This is a genomic window from Prochlorococcus sp. MIT 1304 (assembly GCF_047305015.1).
GTDB lineage: Bacteria > Cyanobacteriota > Cyanobacteriia > PCC-6307 > Cyanobiaceae > Prochlorococcus_A > Prochlorococcus_A marinus_E.
Window position 1 is genome coordinate 46554 of record NZ_CP138974.1, and the last position, 26250, is coordinate 72803.

At 27.1% G+C, this 26250-nt stretch carries 22 protein-coding genes and 1 tRNA gene; 13 read left to right on the forward strand and 10 right to left on the reverse strand.

The genetic code is table 11. The annotated features are described in order from the left end of the window. Positions 1–215 precede the first annotated feature (215 nt). Positions 216–1976, reverse strand: coding sequence for an ABC transporter ATP-binding protein (locus SIB45_RS00260; RefSeq protein WP_011863355.1), 1761 nt, complete (start codon positions 1974–1976; stop codon positions 216–218). A 78-nt stretch (positions 1977–2054) separates the two neighbouring features. Between SIB45_RS00260 and galE the strand changes: the two genes are divergently transcribed. After that, positions 2055–3113, forward strand: a complete 1059-nt coding sequence (gene galE, locus SIB45_RS00265; RefSeq protein WP_011863356.1) for a UDP-glucose 4-epimerase GalE — start codon at positions 2055–2057, stop codon at positions 3111–3113. Positions 3114–3143: 30 nt separating this feature from the next. Here the strand turns inward: galE and SIB45_RS00270 are convergent, their stop codons facing one another. Together SIB45_RS00270 and SIB45_RS00275 are read right to left on the reverse strand one after the other, a co-directional pair. Beyond that, positions 3144–4298, reverse strand: a complete 1155-nt coding sequence (locus SIB45_RS00270) for a glycosyltransferase family 4 protein (protein ID WP_011863357.1) — start codon at positions 4296–4298, stop codon at positions 3144–3146. Then, positions 4295–5188, reverse strand: coding sequence for an NAD-dependent epimerase/dehydratase family protein (locus SIB45_RS00275; protein ID WP_011863358.1), 894 nt, complete (start codon positions 5186–5188; stop codon positions 4295–4297). The genes SIB45_RS00270 and SIB45_RS00275 overlap by 4 nt, the downstream gene beginning before the upstream one ends. A 139-nt stretch (positions 5189–5327) precedes the next feature. Here SIB45_RS00275 and SIB45_RS00280 point away from each other — a divergent pair, with 139 nt between their 5' ends. From SIB45_RS00280 to SIB45_RS00320, 9 genes are all read left to right on the forward strand, one after another. Next, complete coding sequence (locus SIB45_RS00280; protein ID WP_041484716.1) at positions 5328–6278, forward strand: MraY family glycosyltransferase; 951 nt, start codon at positions 5328–5330, stop codon at positions 6276–6278. A gap of 36 nt (positions 6279–6314) precedes the next feature. Next, positions 6315–8204 (forward strand): polysaccharide biosynthesis protein, encoded by a 1890-nt coding sequence (locus SIB45_RS00285; RefSeq protein ID WP_011863360.1) that lies wholly within the window; start codon positions 6315–6317, stop codon positions 8202–8204. A gap of 96 nt (positions 8205–8300) precedes the next feature. Then, positions 8301–8918: an imidazole glycerol phosphate synthase subunit HisH gene (gene hisH, locus SIB45_RS00290; RefSeq protein ID WP_413682128.1), complete on the forward strand. Its 618-nt coding sequence runs from the start codon at positions 8301–8303 to the stop codon at positions 8916–8918. A gap of 96 nt (positions 8919–9014) precedes the next feature. Next, positions 9015–9683, forward strand: coding sequence for a HisA/HisF-related TIM barrel protein (locus tag SIB45_RS00295; protein WP_011863362.1), 669 nt, complete (start codon positions 9015–9017; stop codon positions 9681–9683). Positions 9684–9737: 54 nt separating this feature from the next. Then, positions 9738–10820, forward strand: a complete 1083-nt coding sequence (locus SIB45_RS00300) for an N-acetyl sugar amidotransferase (protein WP_413682129.1) — start codon at positions 9738–9740, stop codon at positions 10818–10820. 467 nt (positions 10821–11287) lie between these two features. Beyond that, positions 11288–12832, forward strand: coding sequence for an ArnT family glycosyltransferase (locus SIB45_RS00305; protein ID WP_011863364.1), 1545 nt, complete (start codon positions 11288–11290; stop codon positions 12830–12832). Between the two features lie 61 nt (positions 12833–12893). Further along, positions 12894–14342, forward strand: coding sequence for a mannose-1-phosphate guanylyltransferase/mannose-6-phosphate isomerase (locus tag SIB45_RS00310; RefSeq protein WP_011863365.1), 1449 nt, complete (start codon positions 12894–12896; stop codon positions 14340–14342). A 150-nt stretch (positions 14343–14492) separates the two neighbouring features. Further along, positions 14493–15101, forward strand: a complete 609-nt coding sequence (locus tag SIB45_RS00315) for a hypothetical protein (RefSeq protein WP_011863366.1) — start codon at positions 14493–14495, stop codon at positions 15099–15101. A 166-nt stretch (positions 15102–15267) separates the two neighbouring features. Beyond that, positions 15268–16194: a polysaccharide deacetylase family protein gene (locus tag SIB45_RS00320; protein WP_011863367.1), complete on the forward strand. Its 927-nt coding sequence runs from the start codon at positions 15268–15270 to the stop codon at positions 16192–16194. Between the two features lie 31 nt (positions 16195–16225). On the opposite strand, the gene SIB45_RS00325 is transcribed toward SIB45_RS00320, so the two are convergent. Beyond that, complete coding sequence (locus SIB45_RS00325; protein ID WP_011863368.1) at positions 16226–17431, reverse strand: hypothetical protein; 1206 nt, start codon at positions 17429–17431, stop codon at positions 16226–16228. Positions 17432–17610: 179 nt separating this feature from the next. Further along, complete coding sequence (locus SIB45_RS00330; RefSeq protein ID WP_011863369.1) at positions 17611–19368, reverse strand: hypothetical protein; 1758 nt, start codon at positions 19366–19368, stop codon at positions 17611–17613. Positions 19369–19438: 70 nt separating this feature from the next. Between SIB45_RS00330 and SIB45_RS00335 the strand changes: the two genes are divergently transcribed. Then, positions 19439–20425 carry a P-loop NTPase fold protein gene (locus tag SIB45_RS00335; RefSeq protein WP_011863370.1) on the forward strand — a complete coding sequence of 329 codons (987 nt, stop codon included), beginning with the start codon at positions 19439–19441 and terminating at the stop codon, positions 20423–20425. Between the two features lie 142 nt (positions 20426–20567). On the opposite strand, the gene SIB45_RS00340 is transcribed toward SIB45_RS00335, so the two are convergent. From SIB45_RS00340 to SIB45_RS00350, 3 genes are all read right to left on the reverse strand, one after another. After that, the gene (locus tag SIB45_RS00340; protein WP_041484717.1) at positions 20568–21287 is read right to left on the reverse strand and encodes an SDR family oxidoreductase; all 720 of its coding nucleotides are present in this window, start codon (positions 21285–21287) and stop codon (positions 20568–20570) included. After that, positions 21263–22180: a radical SAM/SPASM domain-containing protein gene (locus SIB45_RS00345; RefSeq protein ID WP_187146053.1), complete on the reverse strand. Its 918-nt coding sequence runs from the start codon at positions 22178–22180 to the stop codon at positions 21263–21265. The genes SIB45_RS00340 and SIB45_RS00345 overlap by 25 nt, the downstream gene beginning before the upstream one ends. Before the next feature lie 68 nt (positions 22181–22248). Beyond that, positions 22249–22767: an adenine phosphoribosyltransferase gene (locus SIB45_RS00350; protein ID WP_011863373.1), complete on the reverse strand. Its 519-nt coding sequence runs from the start codon at positions 22765–22767 to the stop codon at positions 22249–22251. A gap of 32 nt (positions 22768–22799) precedes the next feature. Here SIB45_RS00350 and SIB45_RS00355 point away from each other — a divergent pair, with 32 nt between their 5' ends. After that, on the forward strand, positions 22800–23618 hold the full coding sequence (locus SIB45_RS00355; RefSeq protein WP_011863374.1) for a 5'-methylthioadenosine/adenosylhomocysteine nucleosidase: 819 nt from the start codon (positions 22800–22802) through the stop codon (positions 23616–23618). A gap of 58 nt (positions 23619–23676) precedes the next feature. Here the strand turns inward: SIB45_RS00355 and SIB45_RS00360 are convergent. Continuing rightward, positions 23677–23749 (reverse strand) — tRNA-Ala (locus SIB45_RS00360). A 129-nt stretch (positions 23750–23878) separates the two neighbouring features. Beyond that, positions 23879–24904 (reverse strand): class I SAM-dependent methyltransferase, encoded by a 1026-nt coding sequence (locus SIB45_RS00365; protein WP_011863375.1) that lies wholly within the window; start codon positions 24902–24904, stop codon positions 23879–23881. Between the two features lie 249 nt (positions 24905–25153). On the opposite strand from SIB45_RS00365, the gene gmd reads away from it, so the two are divergent. Continuing rightward, entirely contained in the window at positions 25154–26248 is a 1095-nt protein-coding gene (gene gmd, locus SIB45_RS00370) for a GDP-mannose 4,6-dehydratase (protein ID WP_011863376.1), read from the forward strand. Positions 26249–26250 lie beyond the last annotated feature (2 nt).

The window sequence follows — 26250 nt, forward strand, 5'->3', positions numbered from 1 at the left end:
CTGAAAAGATTATTGAAAAATAATAAACTTTTTTTTCTTTAATTGTACAATTATTTTTAAAAGTACATATGTTAATTACATGGAAAAAGGATAATATTAAGAAGATAATTCTTATATTTAGCCAATGCGCAAAAAATAATGTAATTATTGCTAAAATATAAATAATATTTTTATTTTCTGAAAAAATATCTAATAATATTTTTTTCATTTTTACACTAAATATTTTCTTTATTTATATATTGAACTCTACCATTATCAATCTTTATTATTTTTTCAAATTTATTTATTGTATTTAATCGATGTGTAACCATAATGATAGTTGTATTTGGATTTATTTCTTTTATAGTTTTTAGAATATCTTCTTCAGTTCTACTATCAAGAGCACTAGTAGCTTCATCAAGAATTAGAATTTCTGCATTTTTATAAAATGCTCTAGCAATACCTATCCTCTGTTTTTGTCCTACACTTAACTTTGAACCTCTTTCCCCTACTACACTTTCATATTTATTAGGTAGTTTTTTAACAAAACCAGAAACTTTTGCCAAATCTGCACATTTACTAACACGATCTAAATCTATCTTTTCTTTAGGTATTCCAATTGCAATATTTTCTTGGACTGTAGCATCAGCAAGAAAAATCTCCTGCGGAACATGAGAAATTATATTTTGCCAATAAGGTACAAGATTGTTTAAAAATAAATTCTTGTCATCAATAAATATTTTTCCTTTTGTTGGTTCTAGCAAACCCATTATTAAATCTAAAAAAGTACTCTTTCCAGAACCAGATTCTCCAATTATTGCGATTTTATCTCCTTTACAAATTTCTAAGTTTATTTCAGAATTAACATAAGATTGTGATGCATAGTATTTAAATTTAACTTTTTCAAAAACAAGTTTTTTATGGAAAGAAAAATCCTTTTTTGTTTCTTTTACACAATTATTAAATCTTGAATCTTCTAATATTTTTAATATTCTGTTAGCACCTTCACCATAACTTTTAAGTGATGCCCAAGATGAATATATCTTCTGCAAAGATGGCAGTAACCTTTGTAAACCTATGGCAAGAGCTCCTAATACTGGTACCAAATCAACATTTTGTAAATAATTTTTTGAATACAAAAAAGAAATTATAGCAATAAAAATTAATCCAACTGATTCAAAAATACTCTTAGGAAAATATGTAAGAAATTGATTTTGAGACATTTTGTTTCTCATGCCATAATCAATATAAAAATAATTTTTAGTAAAATATTTCTGAAAATTATCCATAATTATATTTCTAATTGAACCTACACTTTCTTGAATAGTTTTAACTTGTTTAGTTTGAAGATTTGCAATTTCTAAACTATTTCTTCTAAGTATTTTATTGATATTTTTTGATAATAAATAATAAGCAGAACCAAAAATTAATAACGCTATTAAAGCTAGATATGAATTAACAAATAAGATCCCTCCAATCAAAAAAATAGAGGTGAACAAACCAGTAAAGATTTCTAAAATTGCATAAATAACAGCAACATACTCATCAATATATTTTGTTAAGGATGTAATGGTTTTTGAGGAATTTTCATTTATGTAATAATAAAAAGGTTTGTTTAGTAAAATACCGTATGATTTTACGCTAAAGTCCGTTCCAATTGTTGCAGATAATTTTGTTGTTAAATACAAATTCAAAGTTCGCAATATTCCTGAAAGAGCTGCAAAAAATATAAAAGAAATGATAACCGGTATAAGAAAATCTTCTGGTTTTGTTATACCAAAAATTTCATAAATATATTTTAAGAATTTAATTTCTATTATTTTTTCAGGTTTAGAACTTATTACATATAAAAAAGGAAGGGCCGCTGTGAGAGATATTAATTCAGAAATTGCTGCAGAGAGCATCACAAAAATAGTTACTAAAAGGTTATATTTTCTCTTATCAGATAAATGTTGCCAAATATTCTTTATGAGTTTGAGTGGAATTATAGGTTTCATTAATGAATTAAAAATTTTTAATCCTAAAGATAATACTATAAACTAGTGAGACAGATTATTTATTAATTTTGAAATAGAGTGAATAAAATAATTCTTGTCACTGGCGGTGCTGGCTTTATTGGAAGTCATACATGTTTGCTACTTTTAGAATCTGGATACAAGGTAGTAGTAATTGATTCCTTTATAAACAGTTCTTTGAATTCATTAGAAAGAGTTAAAAAAATTCTTATTAGTGATAACAATTTTTTTTCAAATAGATTAAAAATAGTAAAAGGAGATTTACGTGATTTTGAATGCATAAACAATATCTTTTTAAAATACAAGATTAACAAAGAAAAAATTGATGGGGTAATTCATTTCGCAGGTTTAAAAAACATTAAAGAATCCATATCTGATCCTATTTCATATTGGGAAAATAATGTAACTGGAACTATAAATCTTTTGAAAGCTATGCATCATAACAATTGTAATTCAATTATATTTAGTAGCACTGCAGCATTATATGGTAAATCTGAGTCAAAGGTATTTAAAGAAACTTCTATAAAATCACCCATAAATCCATATGGAGAAACAAAGTTAGCGATTGAGAAATTGCTTAATGATCTTTATAAAAGCAACCCAAATTCTTGGAAAATAGCCAATTTACGATACTTTAATCCAATTGGTTGTCATAACTCAGGCCAGATAGGAGAAAGCCCTTTAAATAAACCAACTAATATTTTCCCCTTAATTATCAAAGCCGCTTCAAAAGAAATAAAAAAAATTTCTATATTTGGAAATGACTGGCCTACTCATGATGGCACTGGAATTAGAGACTACATACATGTAATGGATCTTGCTGAAGGGCATATCAAAGCAATTGAATTTTTAATGTCAAAAAATAAAGGGAATTTAATTAATTTAAATCTTGGTAGGGGTGTAGGAGTTTCAGTTCTTGAATTAATTAATACGTTTACCAAAGTAAATAATGTAAATATTGAATATGAATTTGCTGAAAGAAGAGAGGGTGATGTACCTATTTCAATCGCAGATAATTGTCTTGCCAAAACACTATTAAATTGGTGCCCTAAGAGAGATATTGAAGAAATGTGTATTGATGGATGGAAATGGAAACTATTAAATCCGAAAGGATATTAAATTATGAAAAACTAAAAATAATTAAACTTTTCAAAAAAACTTTAAGCTTAATTTATCAATAAGTTTAATTTCTCTGTCTAAAACTTTGGCTGAATCGTAATTTTCCAAAACGTTATTTAGAGCTTCTTTAGAAAATTCATCCCTTTTATTTTTATTTTCAATAAGTTCCTCCAGTGCATTTTTTAATGAATAAACACTTTTTGGTTTGCAAAGAAGGCCATTTTTATTATGAGTAATAATTTCTCTATTTCCTCTAATATTACTTGCTACTACTGGAATACCCGACATCATTGCCTCTAATAAGGTGTATGGAAGCCCTTCTCTATATGAAGGGAGACAGAATAAATCCATAACTCTATATACCCTATAAACATCTTTTACATGACCAGGTGTAAAAATTCTATTTTCATATTTATCTTTTAAAATTTCAAGTTCTTTTTCTAAACCTTTTTTATAGTCGCTTTTTAATTTATTCCCACAAACAAATAATCCTATACTTTTGTTATTTCGAGCAATAATATCAAAGGCTTTGAATAATTCTAATAATCCCTTCTCATCTACTAATCTACAGACTATTCCAATAATAAATAAATCATCACTAACTCCAAAATCAGCCTTAGCATTCGTAATATCTAATTTAGAGGCCGGATAAAAAAAATTCTTATTAACTCCATTGCCAATGTAAAAAATTTTCTCTGTTTTCTTGAATCCAAATACTTTAGAAAATATTTCATCTTCTTTAGAAACAGTAAAAATATAATCAGTTAATTTTGCAAGGAAAAACTCTATATAAATATGAAACATTTTATTAAAAAAATTCATATTTTCATGAAAATAATAACCATGAACTTTATAAATAACGACTTTAATTCTTGCAAGTTTTGCTGCAATCCTCCCAGGAATTGATGCAGAAGGAGTATGAATCTCAATTATGTCAAATTTTTCTTTTTGAAAATACTTAAATAATTGATAAGTAGTCTTGATTAATGAAAAAAAAGAAATTTTTCTTTCAAAAAAAATATTTTTAAATTTGACTCCCTTTTGTTCAGGCATGATTTCAATTTCATCCCATTTAAAAATTGAAGTCACTTCATAATTATGACTAACCAATTCAGAACATAGATTTTTTAAAAATTTCTCATAGGTAAATTGAACTCCACATAATTGACATATTTTTCTTTTCATAAATCTCCTTGCACGATCATTTCATCAATTTGTAACTTAATACCATCTTGAAAACTAATAGGCTCAAATCCGAAGTCTTCTTTTGCTTTTAAATGACTGTAGCATTTATTTTCAGACATTCGGAAAACTTGTTCACTCGTAATAGGAAGAATAGTAAACCTCAAATATTTCTCAACAAAAAGCAATATATTTCCAGTTAATTTCAAAGGAAGTTTTATATTAATAAGATTTTTTTTAAGATTAAAGCTAATTAATTTAAGAATCTCAATAAAAGTGATGCAGTTTTTTCCAGTAAGATTATATTCACCAGAAATATTTTTATTAAGTAAAACCTCTGAAATAGCCCAACCTAAATCTTTATAAAAAATTGGTTGAAAATAATTCAAGCCACTCCCAAAAGAAAATGAAAATCTAAATTTATGTACAAACCTAATTAATTTTGAGATATTTTTATCGTTTTTTGAACCATAAATTAGTGAAGGTCTTAAGATCAAGAAATTGCCTCTATAAGATTTAATTTTACCCTCTATTTGTTTATATAAAAAATTATATGAGTTGAATTTAGAAAAAATACCAGTAGTAGAGACTATAACAACTCTAGGAAATTCTTCTATATCTAAAGTATCTATAGCTTCTAGGAAAGGTAAAAAATGCCTAATATTTGAATTAATTAGAATTGTATTAGGTCTAAACTTTTTAAGTAATTCTCGCCAAAATGACGTTTTATTTGCATCGCCTTGTAAAAAAGTGAATGAATTACTTGAGAAAGATTTATTAATATCTCTAGAAAAACCTATCACTTCAATATTCTTATATTTATTTAATATTTTAAGAGTTGCGTATTTGCCAGTCAAACCTGTACAACCAGATATTAAGATTTTTTCTTTCATGACTATTATATTAAATAAATAGAATTTAAATTTGCGTACATAGTATAAATTAATTTTATATTTCTCTAAATATTAAGCATGAATTGAATATATAAATATAATATTAATACTATAAATTTAATAAATATAAAAATTGTTGATGATTGTATTTTTCTCAATATTAATTTTCATTTTTTCTTATTATTTATATAAACAATATATTTATTTAACTGACAAAAAACTGAAAATACTTTTAGATAGACCAACAAGTTTTCGTAATCTACATACAAAAGAAACCCCTACGAGTGGTGGTATTGTTTTTGGCTTAATAGCACTATTATCTAGCTTCTTTTTTGGAATGCAAACCATGATAATTTCATCTCCATTATTAGTATTAGGTTTTTTTGATGATATTTTTAAATTATCTTCAAAAATAAGAATTTTATTTCAAATTTTTGTAAGTATTCTTTTATTAAATAATTTAAGATTAATTAGTTTTATAAATTACAAAGATGTAAATGTAACTTCTTTTTTAATCCTTTTTACACTTACTTTTTTTTCGACAGCAATTATAAATTTTACAAATTTCATGGATGGTTCTGATGGACTAGTTGGAGGAGTTTTCTTTATCTTTTTTGTTTATTTAGCATTATTTCATAACATTTTATATCTTCCATTTTCTCTGTCATTATTAGCGTTTCTAATTTTCAATTGGTCTCCCGCAAAAATTTTCATGGGAGATTCTGGTAGTACTTACTTAGGCTCACTTCTTGTAGCAATATGCTTTGGTCAAAAAACATTCAATAACGCAATGGGCCTGTTTCTTATATTAAGCCCACTTTATATTGATGCCCTTTTTACATTAATTCTTAGGTTCTTTTATGAAAGAAAAAAAATATTCAAACCTCACAAAAAACATTTTTATCAAAGGATGATTTCAAATGGTTGCAGCAAGAAAAAAATAGCTTTAATTTTTTCAATCTCAATATTAATAAATTCTATTGCTTATGAGAGTGTAGGATTAATAGGAGTTATTTCTTGTGTAATACTTGAACTAATGATAGGTTTATTTCTTAATCGATTATTTGCATTACCATTTAGAAAAGATTAAGTGATAGACAAATTAAAGTATGGTGATTAATGAATAATGATAATTCTTAATTTACTGGCGAAAGTCTCTAAAAATAAATACATCAGAAGATCTGTTCTAATAATTTTAGATATAATTATTATAAATTTTGCTTTTTTTTTAAGTTTATTACTTACAAATCATGATTTAATTCAATCTTTTAAAGCTGATATAATATCATTCTCAACAATTGCTGGGATAATAATATATTTCATAAGTGGGCAATATAAACCAATAACAAAGTATACAGTTAACAGCTCTATATATAAAATTTTGATTCGGAATATTACGTTAGTATTTCTTATTTTTATTAAAGTAAAACTATTAAGTAATTCATCATTAAATAATAACTTTTACATAACCTTACTAGCTCTTTTAACCATATTTATCATAGTCTCACGAGTATTTCTGACCGATTTAATATTATTCACGATAAAATTCGAATCTCAAAAAAGGAATAAATATGAATCAATCGTGATTTATGGTGCAGGTTCTGCTGGAATTGAACTGTTCGCATCTCTAAAATATTCAAAAAGTAAGAAAGTAATTTTTTTTGTAGATGACAATAAAAATCTACACAACAGAAAAATTGGAGAAACCTCTATTTTTGAGCCTTCAATACTAAAAAAGTATAAAAACAAAATTGATTTTATATATCTAGCAATACCTTCAATCAGTTGGGAAAGAAAAACCGAAATTATTAAAAAAGTTAAAAATCACGGAATAAAATTACAAATTGTCCCCTCTCTAGAAGACATCACCAGTGGCAAGTCAAATATAGACTTACTTAAACCATTAAACATTACAGACTTATTGGGAAGAAATCCAGTAGTTCCAAATAAAAAATTACTTAAAGAAAGTATCGAAAACAAAAATATATGCGTTACTGGAGCAGGAGGGTCTATTGGAGCTGAGATTTGCAAATCTGCGTTAGAGTACAACCCATCAAGCATTATATTAATTGACAATAGTGAATGGAACCTTTACCGAATCAACGAAGAGCTTAAATCAATAGATAGTAATTCAGAGATCAAGCCCTATTTAGCAAATTTATGTGATCTTAATTCTGTTAAGAATGTATTTGATAATAATAAAGTTGACTGTATTTTTCATGCAGCGGCATATAAACATGTTCCATTAGTAGAAAAAAATCCAATTAATGGTTTAAAAAATAATCTTCTCAGTACAAAAAATATTTGCGAGGTTTCCTTTTTAAAAAAAATACAAAAGGTAGTCTTGGTTTCATCTGATAAAGCAGTCCGCCCAACAAATATAATGGGAGCTTCAAAAAGATTATGCGAACTAATTTTTTTAGATTATCAAGCGAAAACTATCCATCAAAATCCTTCTGAATTCTCTATTGTCAGATTTGGAAATGTTTTGGGTTCATCAGGATCAGTAGTTCCACTTTTTAAAAAACAAATTAGTAAGGGTGGTCCAATAACTATTACTCATCCTGAAATTATTAGATACTTTATGACTATAAAAGAAGCTGCTCAATTGGTAATTCAATCTTCTAGTATTAGCAAAGGAGGTGAAGTATTCGTTCTTGACATGGGATTCCCTGTTAAGATATTGGATTTAGCTAAAGAGATGATCCAATTAAGTGGCTTGGAAGAAAAGACAGAGCAAACACCTAATGGTGATATAGAAATTATTTATACAGGACTTAGACCAGGTGAGAAACTCTTCGAAGAAATTTTAATTAAATCAAATTCAGAGAAAACAGAACATCCTTTAATATACAAAGCATACGAAAATGCTGAGTTTAAATTTAATTTTTCTCAAAAATTTGAAGATTTAATAATTCATATTGATAATTTTGATGAAACACAAGTCTTTCAAAACTTATCAGAGTTTGTTCCTGAATGGCAGCTTTCAGAAAATATAAAAGAGTTCTTAGGGTAAAACTTAATTATTTTTATTTAATAGATTAAAAATTTCGTTTTAGCATAATCTTTTTAATAAGTTAATGTTAAACTTCTAACCATACAATTATTTGAGATGAATCCTAAGGTTGGAATAATTGACTATAACTGTGGCAATTTAGGCTCCATAACAAAAGCTTTTTCATTTATTGGCTGCGAAACGAAAATCCTAAGAGATAATGATAAAAATAATTGTTCTCATCTTGTTTTGCCAGGAGTCGGATCATTTAAAAAAGGATCTGACTATATCTTTAAAATATCTAAAAGTATAGAAGAAATAACATTATCTCACTTTGCAATGGAGAGGCCTCTACTGGGTATATGTTTAGGTTACCAACTTTTTTCAAAAGGAGGAACAGAAGGGGGGCAATCAAAAGGATTCGGTTTTTTAGATGCGGATTGCGAACATTTAAGCAAAATAATTGATCCAAATGAAATAAAAATACCAAATGTAGGATTTCAAAAATTATCTTATGATTCTTCAGAACTAAACTTAAAAGATAATTGCTATTATTTTGTTCATAGTTATGCTTTAAGATTTAAAAACCCACCCCAAAATGTTCAAAAGGTAATTATTGGGGGAGAAGAATTAATTATAGGTTTTCAACATAAAAACCTCTGGGGCTTTCAGTTTCATCCAGAAAAAAGTCAACTAAAAGGTTTGGATTTACTTAGAAAATTTATTTCTTTATAAATGATTAAACGCACTTTTTTCACTTTACTTTATAAAGAAGGCTTTTTCTTTCTTAGTAGGAATTTTAGATTACAAAAAGTAGGAGATATAAATTGGATGATAAAGACTTTTGGTTTTTCTAATATTGCTAATTGCTCTGATGAGATTCTTATAATAAATCTCTCTGAAAAAAATTGGGAAGAGGCATACAATAACAAATTTTTCAATGATATATCTCTACTTTTATCAAAAACGTTCTTACCAATTACTATTGGGGGGAAAATAAGAAGTATAGAGAATGCAAAAGAACTCTTCAATTTTGGCGCCGATAAAATACTAATATCAAGAGCTTTTTTTCAAGATCAAAATTTATTAAAAGAAATACGAGATTTATATGGAGTTCAGTCAATTGTGGTTCAGTTTGACATAAATTCCCAAAATTATGATATTTTCATTAATTCTTCTTTAGAAAAAGTTTCTAATTTGAAGAAAATAGTTTATTCATTAAATGAAAAGAATCTTATGGGTGAACTAATCATTAATCAAATTGACAGAGACGGTACAGGTTTTGGACATAATACAGAATATTTAAATGCAATTCCAAAATTGAATATGCCATTAATTGCTAGTGGAGGATTTGGTTCTTCCATACATATGGCCGAATGTCTCAAATTTGATTCAATTAGCGCAGTAGCGACATCTAACCTCTTAAATTTTATTGGAGATGCTTTTTCAGAAGCTCGTCAAGAGCTAAGGAAAATGAATTTTGAATTAACGCCTTGGTAGAATTATTTTAGTTGATTTTTAATTATGGTTTTTTGGTGTAAAAGCTGTTTAAATATGTCCACAAGACCTCGAATTGAATTCAATTCCGATTCAATATGTAATGCATGTCAATGGAAAGAGGAAAAAAAAATACTTAATTGGAGTGTCAGAGAAAAAGAACTTGTAAGAATTTTAGAAGATTATAGTTTTAATAACTCTTTTGACTGCGTAGTGCCAGTAAGCGGCGGTAAAGATGGTTCATACATAGCTCATACATTAAGAACTAGATATAAAAAAAACCCCTTATGCATAACTGTTAACCCACATCTGGCAACTTCACTGGGTCAAGAAAATCTTAAAAACTTTGCAAAAAGCGGATTCGATTTAATTGAAATCAATCCTCATTATGAAACTCTTAGACAACTTAATCTTATAGGGTTTAGAGAATTGGGATTTCCATATTATGGCTGGTTAATAGCGATTCAAACAGCTGTCATTAGATTAGCTGTAAGTATGAATATCCCATTAATATTTTATGGGGAGGACGGTGAAGTTGAATATGGAGGATCTACTGAGACAAAAAATAATCCAATAATAGATATCCCGTATCAAAAAAAAGTTTGGTTTGAAGGTGGAGCCGAAAAAATAATTAACTTATTACCTGAAGAATTAAAAAAATATTCATATATGTTTGAATATCCATCAGATGAAGATCTTAAAAAGGCAAAAACTTTTATTACAACTTGGTCATATTATGAAAATTGGGACTCATATAGAAATTATGTTACCGCCGCAAAATATTGTGGATTAAGAGAAAAAGAAGAAGGAAATCAAGGTACCTTTACAAATTTTTCTCAGAATGACTCACTTTTATATCCTCTTCATACATATTTAATGTATGTAAAACTAGGCTTTGGTAGAGCTACGCAAGATGCAGGAATTGAAATTAGAAGAGGAGCTATGACAAGAGAACAAGGCTTAAGACTTGTATCATTATACGATGGATTATATCCGGCAGAATTAGAGGAATCTTATCTTAATTATTATCAAATGAGCAAAGAAGAATTTCATAAAATTATTCTAAAACATACTAATAGAGATCTTTTTGAAGTCAGTTTAGACCCATTCTCTATTAAACCTAAATTCAATCCAGGATAATTCTCTAGTTCCAAATTATCATCTGACCAAAATACTCTTTAAAAACATTTCCATATATTGATTAGTGAAAAAGGGATTTTCCTATTATCAAAAATATGGCAGATTCGCACATTATGCTCCTTTTTTAAATTTAAGAGGGATTTTTTAAGACTACTGCTTTTAAATCTTCTAATAACTCAAAATCTATTCTCATAAATTAATGAAAATGAGTTATTTCATTAATATACTAAATTCATAAAAATCTATATATTTTTAGCTTTTAGGATAAATATTTATTGTTAAGCAATTTATTTGGCCTCTTTCAAATAATGAGAAATAAAAAAATTAGTATGAAAAATTTTTAAATATTTAAAATTAGAAAAATACTTAATTAAGCTACTTTCTTTTATGAAAAAGAATTTCTTTAAAGATGATTATTAATTAATATGAACTAGCATTAATTTGATAAATTATAAATCGATCAAGAATTGGAATCAGTTAAAAATATAAAAAATTTTTGGCCTTTAATATTTTTGCCATTATTACTTTATTTGGGCGATCGTAGTTTAATAAGTACTGACGAAGGATATTATGCACTCCAAGCAAGATGGATACTTGAAACAGGAAACTGGCTTATACCTCAGTGGTGGGGAGAAGTAACTTTTGATAGGACTATTGGCATTCAATTTTTAATTGCTTTATCTCAAAAAGTTTTTGGTAAAAATGAATTTTCAATATCTTTGCCTACTTCATTAGCTGCAATAATTAATATTTATCTTACTTACAAAATCCATAGAGAGATCTTAGATAAAAAATACTCAATTATTTCGCCAATTATATTAAGTACTTTTTTCCTTTGGATTAATTATGCCCATATGGCAACTCAGGATATGATTTTTAGTTCAATGATAACTTTTGGAATTTATTATTCCTTAAAATCCAAAATCCAGAAAAAGAATATTTATTTTTTCTTTTCTGGCTTTTGGATTGGACTCGCCATAATGATGAAAACTTATATGACCGTTTTACCAATAATCGCTATTTTACCATTTTGGATTGAAAATAAAATAATTTTAAGAAGATATTTTTGGATAGGTTCATTACTTGGCATATTACCTTTTCTATTTTGGAGCTATAAAATTATATTGCTATACGGCTTTCCAGTTTATAACGGATTATATGAAAAGGTTCTTACACTTTCCGGAAATAATACATTCACAAAATCTACATTTTATTATTTATGGAATTTACCACTAAATATATTTCCATGGTCTATCTTTTCTACAGTTGGCCTGGCTATAAACCTCAAAACAACAAATCCTAATATAAAATATTTTTTATTTTTTTATCCATTAACTATTTTATTTTTATTGAGTATTTTCTCTACTAAAACACCATATTATCCAATTCAAATACTACCTTTATTAGCAATTAATACATTCTTAGGCATAAAAACCACTATTGAGAACCAAAACATAATTTTCAAATTTATTAAAAATTTTCATTTTAATTTCATTCCAATAATGTTTATTATCTTAGTTATTGGAGTCAGATTTGATTTCATAAACATTAATTTAGATAAGCAGCAAGAGATTTTTTTATATATTAGTTTTTTAACATTTTCAATAATTTGGTACTCTTTTAATTTTACAAAAAATTTAAAACAAAAACTTTTAATAATTATTTTAGGTCCATATTTATTGATGTCACTAATTGTCCAATCAGGATTATTAAATGATAGAAGTAAAGACCTTAGATTGGAAAGTGAGAGATTAGTAAAGGATGAAAAATTAATTGAAGAAAAAATAGAATTTGTTAATCAAGAGGCATCAAACGCTGAATCTCATTCTAAGATTATTAAGATTGCTTTGTTTATGCCCAAAATTGGAAATGGTATAGACGATATTAGTTTTCTAAAGCATAATCAATATGCTTGGACAACTTCAGAAATCATATTAGAAAAAGAAGCTGAATATGAAATTATAACTAAATCAAAAATATTCAAACCTTGGAAATTGATTAAGAAAATTTAATTTTAAATTAGGTTAATATGCAAAAAACATTTTTAATCGTTTTTATTATTTCTTTAAATTAATGCATAAAAAAGATATATTACCCGTAATACTTTGTGGAGGAAGAGGGAGTAGATTATGGCCACTTTCTAGATCAAGTTACCCGAAACAGTTTATTTCTTTTTCAAGTCAATCAAGTTTTTCTCTTTTACAAAAAACAATTAAAAGATTATCTAATTTTGACAATATTGATAATCCAATATTAATTTGTAATGAGGAGCATAGATTTATAACTGCAGAACAAGTTAAGTCTATAGGTGTAAAACCTAAATCAATTTTACTAGAACCATTTGGAAAGGGCACGACTGCTGCTATTGCATTAGCTGCTCTGAAGGCTATAGAGAATAATACTAATCCAAAACTACTAATACTTTCATCAGATCATGAAATTGGTAATTTAAAAAATTTCAAAGAATCCATTAAAGAAGGCTTGTCTTTTGCTGATGATGGCAGGTTGGTAACATTTGGTATTATGCCAACCTATGCTGAAACAGGATTTGGTTATATAAAAACTAATGAAAAATTAGAGGCAGGTATTATCAAAGGATATGAAATAAAAAAGTTTGTAGAAAAACCTAATTATGAAAAAGCCAAAGAGTTTGTGCGAGATAAACACTACGTATGGAATAGCGGCATATTTCTTTTTAAGGCCACAAAAATTTTAGAAGAAATAAAGAATCATGCTCCTAATACCTATGAAATATGTGCCAAATCGATAAATGTCAAAAATTTAGACTTAGATTTTCAAAGAATTGATAGAAAGATTTTTTCAAATTGTAAAGAAAGCTCAATCGATATTTCCATTATGGAGAAAACCAAACTTGGAACGATGATTCCAATGGACGCTAATTGGCGCGACATTGGTAGTTGGGACCAAGTTTGGGAGAATTCTACAAAAGATAAAAATGGAAATTCGAAGAGAGGAAATGTGATTCTAAAAGAAGTAAAAAATAGTCTTTTTATTTCTGAAAATAGACTAGTTGTTGGTCTAGGTGTAGAGGAATTAATCCTTATTGAAACGAGTGATGCTATTTTGGTACTAAATAAGAGATTTTCACAAAAAGTTAAAAATATAGTTGAGCAATTTGATAAGACAAAGAATTTAGAAGGCTTCGAGCATAAGAAAATTTATAGACCATGGGGGAATTATGAATCACTTGTAGAAGATGAAAAATGGAAAGTAAAAAAAATAATCGTAAAGCCAAATCAATCGCTTTCTTTACAATCACATAAGCACAGATCGGAACATTGGATAGTAGTGAGAGGTATTGCTAAAGTTGAAATCAGTGAAAATATTTTTTATCTGAATGAAAATGAGAGTGCTTATATTCCTAAAAAAGCATTGCACAGGCTATCAAATCCAGGTAATGAAATACTGATAATTATAGAAGTTCAGACAGGTTCATATTTGGGAGAAGATGATATTAAAAGAATTGAAGACTATTACGGTAGAGTTACAAATAAAGATTAATTAATTAATAAATGAGGTATTTGCATCTTAAAAGTTAATTTTGTCTCGAATAGAATATCAAATTTTATACTATAGTAAATTTGAATTCTGTTAAAAAGTCCAAGATTAGTCCAAAGATGTTTAGAATATCCATAAACACAAAACTTTAATATGACAGTTTCAAATTTAACAGATGCAATTCCTGGTTTTGAAGATTTTTCAATTAAGTTCAATAGTATTATTCGAACTAAACAATGGGTAAAGGCACAAAAAGATTTCAACCAATCGAAAAATATACTTACTGTGGGAAATGGTGGTAATTTAGCCGTCTGTGACCATGGAGCCATTGATATAGCGCGTTTAACTAATAAAAATTCAAGCGCTCCAGGTAGTGGAATTCTTGCAAGTTCATTGATTAATGATGCATCTCATGATCTTTGGGTAAAAAACTGGCTATCAATATCTATGAGATCTATGACTGAAGAAAATAAAAAAGAAACTATGATAATAGGAGTATCTTCATCTGGATACTCAAAAAACATCTGTCTAGCATTAGATCTTGCTATAGAGAATGACATGTCTGCCTTGCTAATTTCAGCCCAAAAACCAAAAATAGCAGGGAAGTACAATACCATTATTCTCGATGTTAATGAATTTCATACTAGTGAAGTTCTAACACTTTCTCTCTTTTATCAGTTAATTCATGGAGCAGGCTTTAATTGCCCAACAATATGTGAGTCGTCTGAAAGACAATTGATTTCTGATTACAAAAGACACTAAAATTAACATTAAACTTCCATTAAATACGAAAAATTGATTTTTCAATTTAATATTTATAGTGTTATGAGATTATTTCAAAATTCCCTAATCTGCTTATTTCTTTTTAAATTTTAAACGATTAACCATGATATTTTTAAAATACAATATTAAAGGAAGTTAGTTTTTTATGTCTTCATTTGGGGTAATGTTTCATCATTTTCATGGTGATTATCACAAACCTTCTCAAGGAAGTATAAATAAAAATGATTTTGAAAGAATAATTGATTATCTTCAAAGCAAATATCTAATAATTAATGCAAATTCATATCTAAAGAAAATAATAAATAAATCTCTAAAACCAAATGAAATTTGCCTTACTTTTGACGACGCCCTCAGATCACAATATGATATTGCAATCCCAATTTTACGTCAAAGAAATATATCTGCTTTTTTCTTTATTTATTCATCAGTTTTTTCTAATAATCCATCCAAATTGGAAATCTATAGATATTTTCGCTCAAATTATTTTCAAAGTATAGATCAATTTTATAGTCAATTCTTTGATATAGTAAAAACAAATTTTAGAGATAAATACAACTCAGAATTAGAACAATATAAATCTTTAAATTATCTATCACATTTTCCTTTTTATACTAATTCAGATAAATGGTTTAGATATTTAAGAGATGTTGTTTTAAAAGAATATAATTATGATCAAATAATGCTTAAGATTATGAATAAATGCAATTTTGATAAATCTTCAGCATCAAAAAAATTATGGATAAAAACATCACAACTTAAAGAGATGCATCAAGAGGGTCATATTATTGGACTTCATTCTTATAGTCATCCTACTAAGATTGATAATTTACCTTATCAACAACAAAATGAAGAGTATCAAAAAAATCTTTATCATTTAAAGAAAGTTCTTAATGTAGAAAAAATAGAATCCATGTCCCATCCATGTGGCAGATATAATGGAGATACCTTAGATATTTTGAAGGATATAGGGATAAAGGTTGGATTTAGATCAAATATGAGTATTAAAGAAACCAAAAATTCTCTTGAGATACCAAGAGAAGATCATTCTAATATTCTTAGTAGAATTAAATAATAAATTAAATAATAAATTAATTAAAGAAATTTTAAAAATAACTTTCTAATTTACTCTCTCTTACTGTATCTAGGGTTGCGCAATGAATACCACCACCTTGAGTATAAATATGTCTCATTCTAATAGGTACTACATCAAACTTATTACTTTCTAATAATTTTATTAATCCACTTTGCCGTTCATCAACAATCACGGTTTGAGGATCTACAGATAGAAAGTTTAAACCTACCCAGGGAGAAGACATATCATGTAAATTAGTCTGAAATCCCATTTCTTCTAATTCATAGCCTATTGGATCCCTTACCTCTTTTTGATGTTTTAATTCTGCTTCTGATGTAGGAGCTACATCAGAAAAATATAATTTATCCCAACTTTTAAAAATATTTGGACATGATTTTTCATTTACTCTAGTGTCATTTAAAAGAACAAGTCCTGGCTTTAGACACATTACCGTAGAGTCTATATGGCTAGAACGATAAATATCTCTGGTTGTATGAACTTTGTACTCATCTCCAAGTACACTTTGTAGCCATTTTGCTCCTAACTCGTTACCTGAAGAGGAAATAAGGTAAAGAAGATCTTTACCCATTCTTACAGTATTTGCAGCTTCAAAAATTATTTCTTTTTCAGCTAATTTATGCAATTTCTCTAACCTACCTCCAGTCAGTTCAATATGTTTCTTGTCTTCTTCAGTTAACTCTCTATCATCTTCGGACCTATAATAAGGAGGTTTTACTTCATAATTAAGCATGGGTTTTGGACCGGCTATCCATTTAAATCCTGATTCAAAATATTTATACCAAATAGGATAAAGCGCAGTTGGCTCATAATATCTAGATTCTAAATAGGACGGACTTTCAATAACACTATTTCCAACAACTAAATGAAGATCCCGAGTATTATAAATGTTATTACTTGTAGTTTTCCAAAATGGTGTCCCATACATTTCTGTAAGATCAAATGGGTTTGGACGATGAACAATAACTCCTAGAGACTCTAAGGTTGAAGACAAATTATTAAGGTCTTCTTCTACCTCATCATAGAACCATTTTGGACATGCCTTTTGAGCTAAATCATAAGCTTTAGTAAGTAATTCTTCGCTTGGTTGTTTCTTATTTTTCCATGTTAGTGTTGCCATAGTACCTGTAGAAGTTCCTACAATTATTTCTTTTAGTTTGTCCCATTCATTATGCGAGTTTATTTTTGAAAACACTTTTATATAAAAATTATTTTTCATTCTACATGTTTAGCCCAACCAACTTTAAAAAACAGATTTACTGTTAATTTTTATAAAAATTTTTGAAGGGAAAATAATTACACTCTTCTACTAAGTAAAAATTAATAAAAATTTGTCAGATATTTTTTAAATTATCTTTCTAACTAATTGCGACTAGGGATCCATATGCTGTAGCAATTCTAACTGTTCAATATTTTATCAACCTTTTCCCAAATAACTTCGTAACTATCATTTCCTAAATATGATTCAACTAAACTTTTATCTTCAACATTTGCATCATAAACTCCATTATTTAAAAACTCTTGAAGTTTAAATTCTAATTCCATATTATCTTCACACCAACAAACTCTTTTAGAAGAAATTTCATAAAACTCATTTGTATATTCAGATCTACCCTTTATTGCGAAAATCGGAACATTTGTACATGAAGCTTCAATTAAAGTTGTTGCTGGTGTATCTAGGATTACTGCTCTTGTAAGATTTAACAAATCAATAAATCGACTTTTATAGTTTGTATTAAAACTGTTATTTGAATCATAGGGTAAATGATTGAACATAAAAGTATTATTTGCTTTAATTTCAAATTTATATTTTTTGCAATTCCTTTTTGCTATTTTTAAAAAAGATTTATGAATTTTATAAAGTCTTAAATCAGGATCGCCCAAATCCTGAAAGAAACGAGAAACTCCAAAAAATTTTCCAACACAAAGTAGAATTTTTTCATTAAGATTTGGATTTAAAAAAGTTTTTGGTTTTTTATGCACTGAACCAACTGCATAAAAATTTGGTTTGTTTGGAATCTTTAAGAATTTATCAAAATAATTCTCCAGAACTGATGCAATATTTTCCGTGTAAGCAAGGTATTTATTGCATACTCTTAATTCTGACGACTCATTTAATATATCCCTTTCACTTACAAAGCCGTTTTCTCCATGTTGCCATAAAATAACATTTTTACCATAAGATTTAAATAATAAACAAAGATAAGATTCAAACGGATCTACAACACATGAAGTGATTATAGCTTTCTTAGAATTTAACAATTGTATGCAATAATTTTTCTTTGATATTATGTAAATCATTTCAAACGATATTTTGTCTATTAATTCTGATAAGAAATTATCATAAAAATGATAATTAAAAGAAAAATACTTTTTAAACAAATCGAACAAGATTTTTTTTATAAAAAGATATTTATTCTTTTTAATATTGAATTTATAGTCTCTACTGATTCTTGAAAATAATATTTTTCTATTATCAAGATATATAGGCCAATCATATTCTCCACCCAAAAGAAGATATGAAGATTGATTTACTCCTGAAAATTTTTTTGATTTTTTAAAAAATCTTCTTACATACTTCCATAATTTACTTTTCAATATATTCTCAATTTCTTCCTTTAAAATATAAAATTCTGGAAAAAATATAATTTTCTTTATTGAATTTTCGTTTTTTGAATTAACAAATATATTAAATATCAATTTTCTTGGATTTGGTCTAAAGTCATAAATAAATTTTGATAATATGAAAGACTCATAACAAATTATACTTTTAAAATTAAAACTTAAAATTTCTTTTTTAAATTGATTTAAAAAAAATAAATTTCCTAAAATTATCTCAAGTTGAAATCTAAATCCTTCAGCTATATGTTCAAATTTGTTTGATTGTTTGACTAATCTTGAATCTAAATCATATATAAAATTATTAATCTTTTTTATATAAAATTCTTTATAGTATGATTCTTTATTAGTATCCCATAAATCATAAAAATTTAAAAATTTTAAATTCTTTTTTTCTATAGTGTATAAAGCATCAATAGAGATAGGGAAAACTAAATCATTTTTATTTTTACCAAAATTTTTAATATAGTGTTCCGCATGTTTCTTTGTTTGTATTATGTGAAGAGTATATTTAGAGAAATTTTTATCTTTTAACATTCTTATTAAGTATCTATATAAAATTATATTTTTATATTATCAAACAGCTAAACAAATTAAATCTTGACAAATGAATAAAGACTTTATAATAATTGACAAACCTCAACTTGCAGAACTTGTTATAATTATTGATGGTTACTGGGGATCTGGGAAGTCGCTTTTATTCGCTCTTATTGATGATTTAAGAATTTTTGAAAAATCAATAATCGATGAGACAATAGAACATGCATTAGCATTAAATTATTGTGGAGAGATAAGTGACTTGGGATTAAAAACAATAATTAATCAAAGAAAAGATTTATTAATCTTTAACAATCAAATTGCAAGATGTTCGAATATAAGATTATCTGATCTTACTGGCCCTAGAAATTTTTATGACTTTTTCAGAATTATTAAGGATAGTTTTAAAAAATATAACTCAAAAATACTATCTAGAAAAATTATTTCAGGGAAAATAAATTTACCAATTATGATTCACTGCAGCGTAGGTTCATTAAATAAACTACTCGAACTTTATGGAGAAAAGTTATATTATTCCCATTCATCAAGAAACCCTATTGATGTTTTTGAACATACACTTGAATACTATATAAATCTCTATGATAATCCTTCAATGTTTGATATTCTTTTATGTAAAAGTAAAGACAAACTTTCAATTCCTTGGTTTTTAAAGTCTATAGAAAAAGATATATATGATTTAATTGGAAATTCTTTTGAGGAATTAACTCTTTTGACAATTGCTACATATACAAGAATATTAATAGAAAATAAGAAAAAATTTGATAATCATAAAAATATTAAATTTGTTGACTTTGACAAACTTGTCTCCTCTCCAGAATTACAAATTTTTAATTTCAATAAACATTTTTTAAATAAAGAAAAATTTAAAAAAATCAAATATAAAAAATATAATCTTCCAAGAAACCTAAATAAAATTAGGACTTCTAGAGAGGAAAACTTGATGAAGATAAAAAATTTATCTGTTAAAAAAGAAATACTAAATTATTTTCTAAACTATGTTGAAATATATGAAAAAGAATTTGATTTAATATATTGATGACCCCAATTTTTTATAATGATTATTAAATTTTCCAGAATATTTATTTTTTATTCAACTTCAATTAAGTAATTAAATTTAAAAATTATTTTCATAATAGTAACAAAATAAAACCAACTTATTCCAAACTATAAAACTTTAGTTATTCACCACCTGCTATTGTGATATTTGAAAGAGTTTGAAAAGTATTATCTAAAGAACATATTTGATAACAACATTTCGCAATTTCTTTTGGGTCAGCCAATCTTCCTACTGGAATCAATGTTGCTCTTTGATCAATAGACTCATTATTTTTCTTTTTTAAAATTGGTGTATTCGTAGCGCCACAAATTATATTGTTCAAGAATATGTTATCTCTTGCAATATTCTTAAAATCTTTTGGGAAAAACTCAAGCATTCTTTTACTAGTTGTATAGTTGAATTTATCTTCACCACCTCCAAATTTAGATCCAATTGATGATAAAGACAAAAACCTTCCAAACCCTTTTTTTTTCATATAAGGAATACAACCACTAATTAATAACCAATATGCAAAGACATTTACATTAAAAGAATTATGCATACTTTGTAGATCATTTTTAGATAAACTTTTATTGTCCACATATCCTGGTAAATAAATAATATTGTAAGGTTTAAATTTATTGCTAAAAGCTAGTAAATCATTTATTCCAAAAAGTTGCGTTAAATCACATCTTAAAATATTATTGCATTTATTTTTTACATCCTTAGGCGGAGCATTTTTATTGTATGTTCCATAACAAATATATTTTTGTTTCCAATAAAGATCAAGAACTGCCGAGCCAATTTTAGAATTAACACCTACTATAAGTACTTTTTTTAGGTCTTCCACAACTTCCTCCATTCTTTGGCTTGTTCTAAACCCATGAAATCCCCAGGTACATCACATTTTTTGCATGCTTCAGAAACTTCCCTTTTCGACTCAAGTAAGTTGCTCCTTATTTCATTAGCTCTATCAGACAACCAAATATCATTAATAACATGATGATCCTGAATATTGCCTAAAAGCTCCCCTTTACCCCAATCATGAGGACAAATAAGATAATCGCCATTGTAATCTATAAACATGTTGTAGAAGGGATAATAACAAGGTTTTTTAAGCGGTTCCTTTAATGCAGGGATAGAATAAAGGGCATTTTCCATCATACCTGCGCGATTTGAAAGATTTATACCAAATTCACTTAAAGCTTTTTCGCCATCTTTGTCTTTTGAAAAATATCTCGCTCTTAAAGAATATGATGATTTGTCAACGCCACAATCTTCTAATAGTTTCCCAACTTCTTTTAATCTCTCTTCATTATCGTAAATACTGCACCTAATTGAAGTCAAACCACTTTTAAATAAACTTATAATTCTTTCCCTATTTAATAAATCAGTATTTGTATTAATTTCTATTGTGGATTTTTTATGCTTTTTCCTAATAATACCTATAAGATCTTCTAAATGTTTGGTCAATAGGGGCTCAGAAAATCCGGAGAACAAAAAATAAAAATCTTTATTATATGAAGAGAGCTCCTCTGAAATTTTTTCAATATTTTTTATCGATAAATGATTATTTACATGCTCATAGTCTGGAGATGATCTTGGACAAAAAAAACATTTTCTATTGCACAAACCTGAACTACTAAATTCAATTATGGAAGGTAAAAAATCTGATTTATTTTTTTTTACATTTTCCTGACTTATTATTAGATCATTTTTCCTTGATACATTCTGGTCTACAAGTATTTTTTTCACTTTTTTTTTTGATATCATATTATCTATTTTTATCGCTGTCAATAATGTACTTTTAGAAAAATCCAAATCTAGTAAATAATTTCTGATTCTACAGGGAAATTAAGTTTGGATCTTCCATTTAAATCTTTTAATTCAACAACAACACTTAAACCTAAAACATTTTTATCTTTATCTTTTAAAATTTTGCTTACACTATTTACTGTGCCTCCTGTAGCTAATAAGTCGTCAACAATGACAAAATTATCAAGATTTCTTATGGAATCATCTTGAAGAGAAAGAGAATTAGAACCATACTCTAGATCATATTTATAAGTTGATAGTTTGCCTGGTAATTTACCAGGCTTTCTTGCCAAGATAAGTGGTTTTGATAGCTTATATGCGATAACAGATCCAAATAAAAAACCTCTAGCATCAATTGCTAAAATAGCTTCAGATTTTCGATAAATTTTTTTATCTATCATTGATTCAATCAGTTTATTAAAAATACTTGGATTTTGAAAAACCGGAAGTATATCCCTAAATAAAATTCCCTTTTTAGGAAAATCTGGATAACTTTTAATAGTATTTTTAAGATTTTTTTCAAGCATTATGTAAGATTAGTGAAGAGTTTTTTAAATAATTGAAAAATCAATATGCTGAAATTTTGCATATAGGCATTCTTGGAGCAATGCAAGAAGAAATAGGAAATACAATTAATAATCTTTATAATATAGAAAAAAAAAGATATGGTGATTTAACGATAGTCTCAGGTGAAATAAAAATTGATAAAATAACAAAAAAAAAGCTATTTTTGTCGATAGCATGGAGTGGATGGGGGAAGGTAAGTTCTGCTAGAGCATCTACAAGATTAATTGGTCATAAATATAAAAGAACAAATATTGATTTTCTATTATTTACTGGAGTTGCGGGCAGTGTAGATAGTCATGTAAGACAATGGGATATTATTATCGCTGATAGCTTAATTCAACATGACTTAGATGCAAGACCAATATTTGAAAGATTTCATATACCAGTTTTTAATAAAGATGAATTATCTCCCAAGAAAGAATGGTTAGAATGGATTTTCAAGACTTTAAATAAAAATTTTGAAAGTAAAAAATTAAAATTTTTTAAAAACTTATACAAAGGACAAATCGGCACAGGTGATCAATTTATATCTAATAAAAAAGAAATTTTAGAACTAAAAAAGAATTTACCCAATCTAAAAGCAGTGGAAATGGAAGGAGGTTCCGTAGCTCAAGTAGCGATGCAAGAAGGAATTCCTTGGGTAGTTATCAGAGTTATTTCTGATTCAGCAGATGAATCAGCATCTACTGATTTCAGCACTTTTTTGAAGATCTATAACAAAGTATCTTCAAATCTAATAGAAGTAATCGCAGAAAACTATTTGAAATCTCCAAAGTTTTTCAATGAAAATAACTCAATTAGAATTAATTAAGTGTAATTAATAGCTTCTTGACATAAAAAAGTGAAAGCTAAAAAAAATTAGATTTTTATGGAGCCAAGCGGACTCGAACCGCTGACCCCCTGCATGCCATGCAGGTGCTCTACCAGCTGAGCTATGGCCCCTTTTATCGAAACGGAGTTCGTGTAAATCAAATTAATGAATTTTTGTAAAATATTTAAACCCTTATCACTTTAGGAGATTTGATTTTAGAAATGAAACTAAATTTATAATTTTAAATTTTTTATTACTTTCTACAAAAAACCTTTCTTTCCTAAAAGAACTTTTAACAATCTTTTTATATACCTATAAAAACTATTCTTTTTTTCATAACTTTTCTCTTTAATCCTTGAATCTTTTAAAGCTTTTTTTATTTGTTTATAACCAGATTTAGTTTGCTGTGAAGTTCCAAGAGTAAACACTGATCTAATAAATTCATCCCCTTCAATTAACTTGAACCCTCCAAAAGACATTACATTACTCAGAGTTACCAATGAGAAATTATAAACGTGTGCTAGAACATTATAGTTTTGATAACTGTAACCATATTCAACTTTATTTTTTAGGTCAATCAATCCTGGAACTTCTATATAAACTAGTCCATCAGTTTTTATAATTTTTTTTATTTGTTCAAGCGCTTTTTTTAAATCATTCATATGTTCAAAAACATGACTTAAAATTAAAATATCCGCCTTCCCAAAAGTTTCGAGGCTTTCAATACCCCCAATAACAACCTTAATATTGGTTTTTTCAAAATTTTTAATAGCCTCTGTTGAATAATCGCATCCGTATGCCTGATTATTGATTCCAAATTTGTTCAATTCTTTAACTAACTTTTTTACTCTTAAACCTTCTCCACATCCAACTTCAAAAATTCTAATATTCTCTTTTTTTTGTGATAATAGATAAGGTAAAACAAATGATTGACTCTCTTCTTTTTTAGGGGATGTTTTAAATAAATTTTTATAAATATTTTTTTTCTCTACCCCTCTAATTAAAGGCCAATAAATTTGATCATAAAATAATTGCAACGAATTCTCACTTATAGATAATTTTTGGCTTACCAAACCACAACTTTTACAAATCTGAGTTCCAAAAGGCAAACAAAATCTATCAAATGAACTTAAAGTTTCAAATTCTTTCCCCCCACAAAAACATTCTTTTCTTTCATGTATTAATATTTTGCCCTCATAAACCAAACTATTAAATTTTGATATGGTAGATATTTGAACTTCATTAAGCGGGATTTTTAATGAGCAATGATGAAATTTATTTACCATTTCTTAAAAACACGTAATTAATTTTTAAATGCAGCCAATAATTCATATTACCTTATTGATAGATTACATAAATTAGAAATTTAACTACTGATAAAACAAGAACTTAATTTTAATCAATTAATATGCATTAATTTTTGAAAAATTATATGAAATTTAAAAATTTTTAAATCTTAAAAAGAAAATAATTAAATTAATTCCTTTTTGAGGGAAATTAATATATTAAATACTTTAATCACATATAATTTGATAATGACTAAAAAAGTTGCTCTTATTACGGGAATAACTGGACAGGATGGAAGTTATCTTGGTGAATTCTTGTTATCAAAAGGTTACGAAGTACATGGAATTAAAAGAAGATCTAGTTCTTTCAATACTGAAAGAATTGATCATCTTTACCAAGATCCACACAAAAGCAAATGTAGGTTTTTCTTGCATTATGGAGATTTAACTGACAGCACAAATATTCTAAAGTTAATAGAAAAAATCCAACCAGATGAAATATATAATCTTGGAGCACAAAGCCACGTCGCAGTTAGTTTCGAATCTCCTGAATATACAGCTAATAGCGATGCACTGGGGACCTTAAGAATTTTAGAAGCAGTAAAAATTTTAAAGTTAATAAATAAAACTAAGGTTTATCAGGCAAGTACTTCAGAATTATTTGGTAAAGTACAAGAAATTCCTCAAACAGAATCCACTCCTTTTTATCCTGCAAGTCCATATGGTGTGGCAAAGTTATATGCTTATTGGATTACTGTTAACTACAGAGAATCTTATGGGATGTTTGCATCAAACGGAATATTATTTAATCATGAAAGTCCCAGGAGAGGTGAAACATTTGTTACGAGAAAAATCACAAGAGGTTTAGCAAGAATAGATCAAGGATTAGACGAAATATTATATTTAGGTAATCTAGATGCAAAACGAGATTGGGGACATGCAAAAGATTACGTCGAAGTTCAATGGAAAATATTGCAACATTCTAAACCTGATGATTTTGTAATCGCTACTGGTAGACAAGAAAGTGTTAGAAGATTTGTTGAACTTGCATCAATTGAACTTGGATGGGGAGGCATTATTTGGGAAGGTGAAGGAGAGAATGAAATTGGCAAAAGAAAAGATAGTAGTAAAATTGTTATTAAGGTAGATAAACGATATTTCAGGCCTAGCGAGGTACAAGAATTACTTGGTAATAACTTTAAGGCAAAAAAAATTCTAGGATGGGAATCAAAGATAACTCTAGAAAAGCTTATCAAAGAAATGATCCAAAATGATAAAGAATTAGCTGCTAAAGAATCATTATTAAAAAGGGAAGGTTATAAGATAAATAGCTCAAATGAATAAGA

Excerpts from the sequence above, each read along its gene's own strand:
- SIB45_RS00260 (WP_011863355.1), bottom strand. The coding sequence starts at position 1,976 with ATGAAACCTATAATTCCACTCAAACTCATAAAGAATATTTGGCAACAT.
- SIB45_RS00270 (WP_011863357.1), bottom strand. The coding sequence starts at position 4,298 with ATGAAAAGAAAAATATGTCAATTATGTGGAGTTCAATTTACCTATGAG.
- SIB45_RS00275 (WP_011863358.1), bottom strand. The coding sequence starts at position 5,188 with ATGAAAGAAAAAATCTTAATATCTGGTTGTACAGGTTTGACTGGCAAA.
- SIB45_RS00280 (WP_041484716.1), top strand. The coding sequence starts at position 5,328 with ATGATTGTATTTTTCTCAATATTAATTTTCATTTTTTCTTATTATTTA.
- SIB45_RS00285 (WP_011863360.1), top strand. The coding sequence starts at position 6,315 with ATGATAATTCTTAATTTACTGGCGAAAGTCTCTAAAAATAAATACATC.
- hisH (WP_413682128.1), top strand. The coding sequence starts at position 8,301 with ATGAATCCTAAGGTTGGAATAATTGACTATAACTGTGGCAATTTAGGC.
- SIB45_RS00295 (WP_011863362.1), top strand. The coding sequence starts at position 9,015 with ATGATAAAGACTTTTGGTTTTTCTAATATTGCTAATTGCTCTGATGAG.
- SIB45_RS00300 (WP_413682129.1), top strand. The coding sequence starts at position 9,738 with ATGTCCACAAGACCTCGAATTGAATTCAATTCCGATTCAATATGTAAT.
- SIB45_RS00310 (WP_011863365.1), top strand. The coding sequence starts at position 12,894 with ATGCATAAAAAAGATATATTACCCGTAATACTTTGTGGAGGAAGAGGG.
- SIB45_RS00315 (WP_011863366.1), top strand. The coding sequence starts at position 14,493 with ATGACAGTTTCAAATTTAACAGATGCAATTCCTGGTTTTGAAGATTTT.
- SIB45_RS00320 (WP_011863367.1), top strand. The coding sequence starts at position 15,268 with ATGTCTTCATTTGGGGTAATGTTTCATCATTTTCATGGTGATTATCAC.
- SIB45_RS00325 (WP_011863368.1), bottom strand. The coding sequence starts at position 17,431 with ATGAAAAATAATTTTTATATAAAAGTGTTTTCAAAAATAAACTCGCAT.
- SIB45_RS00330 (WP_011863369.1), bottom strand. The coding sequence starts at position 19,368 with ATGTTAAAAGATAAAAATTTCTCTAAATATACTCTTCACATAATACAA.
- SIB45_RS00335 (WP_011863370.1), top strand. The coding sequence starts at position 19,439 with ATGAATAAAGACTTTATAATAATTGACAAACCTCAACTTGCAGAACTT.
- SIB45_RS00340 (WP_041484717.1), bottom strand. The coding sequence starts at position 21,287 with ATGGAGGAAGTTGTGGAAGACCTAAAAAAAGTACTTATAGTAGGTGTT.
- SIB45_RS00350 (WP_011863373.1), bottom strand. The coding sequence starts at position 22,767 with ATGCTTGAAAAAAATCTTAAAAATACTATTAAAAGTTATCCAGATTTT.
- SIB45_RS00365 (WP_011863375.1), bottom strand. The coding sequence starts at position 24,904 with ATGGTAAATAAATTTCATCATTGCTCATTAAAAATCCCGCTTAATGAA.
- gmd (WP_011863376.1), top strand. The coding sequence starts at position 25,154 with ATGACTAAAAAAGTTGCTCTTATTACGGGAATAACTGGACAGGATGGA.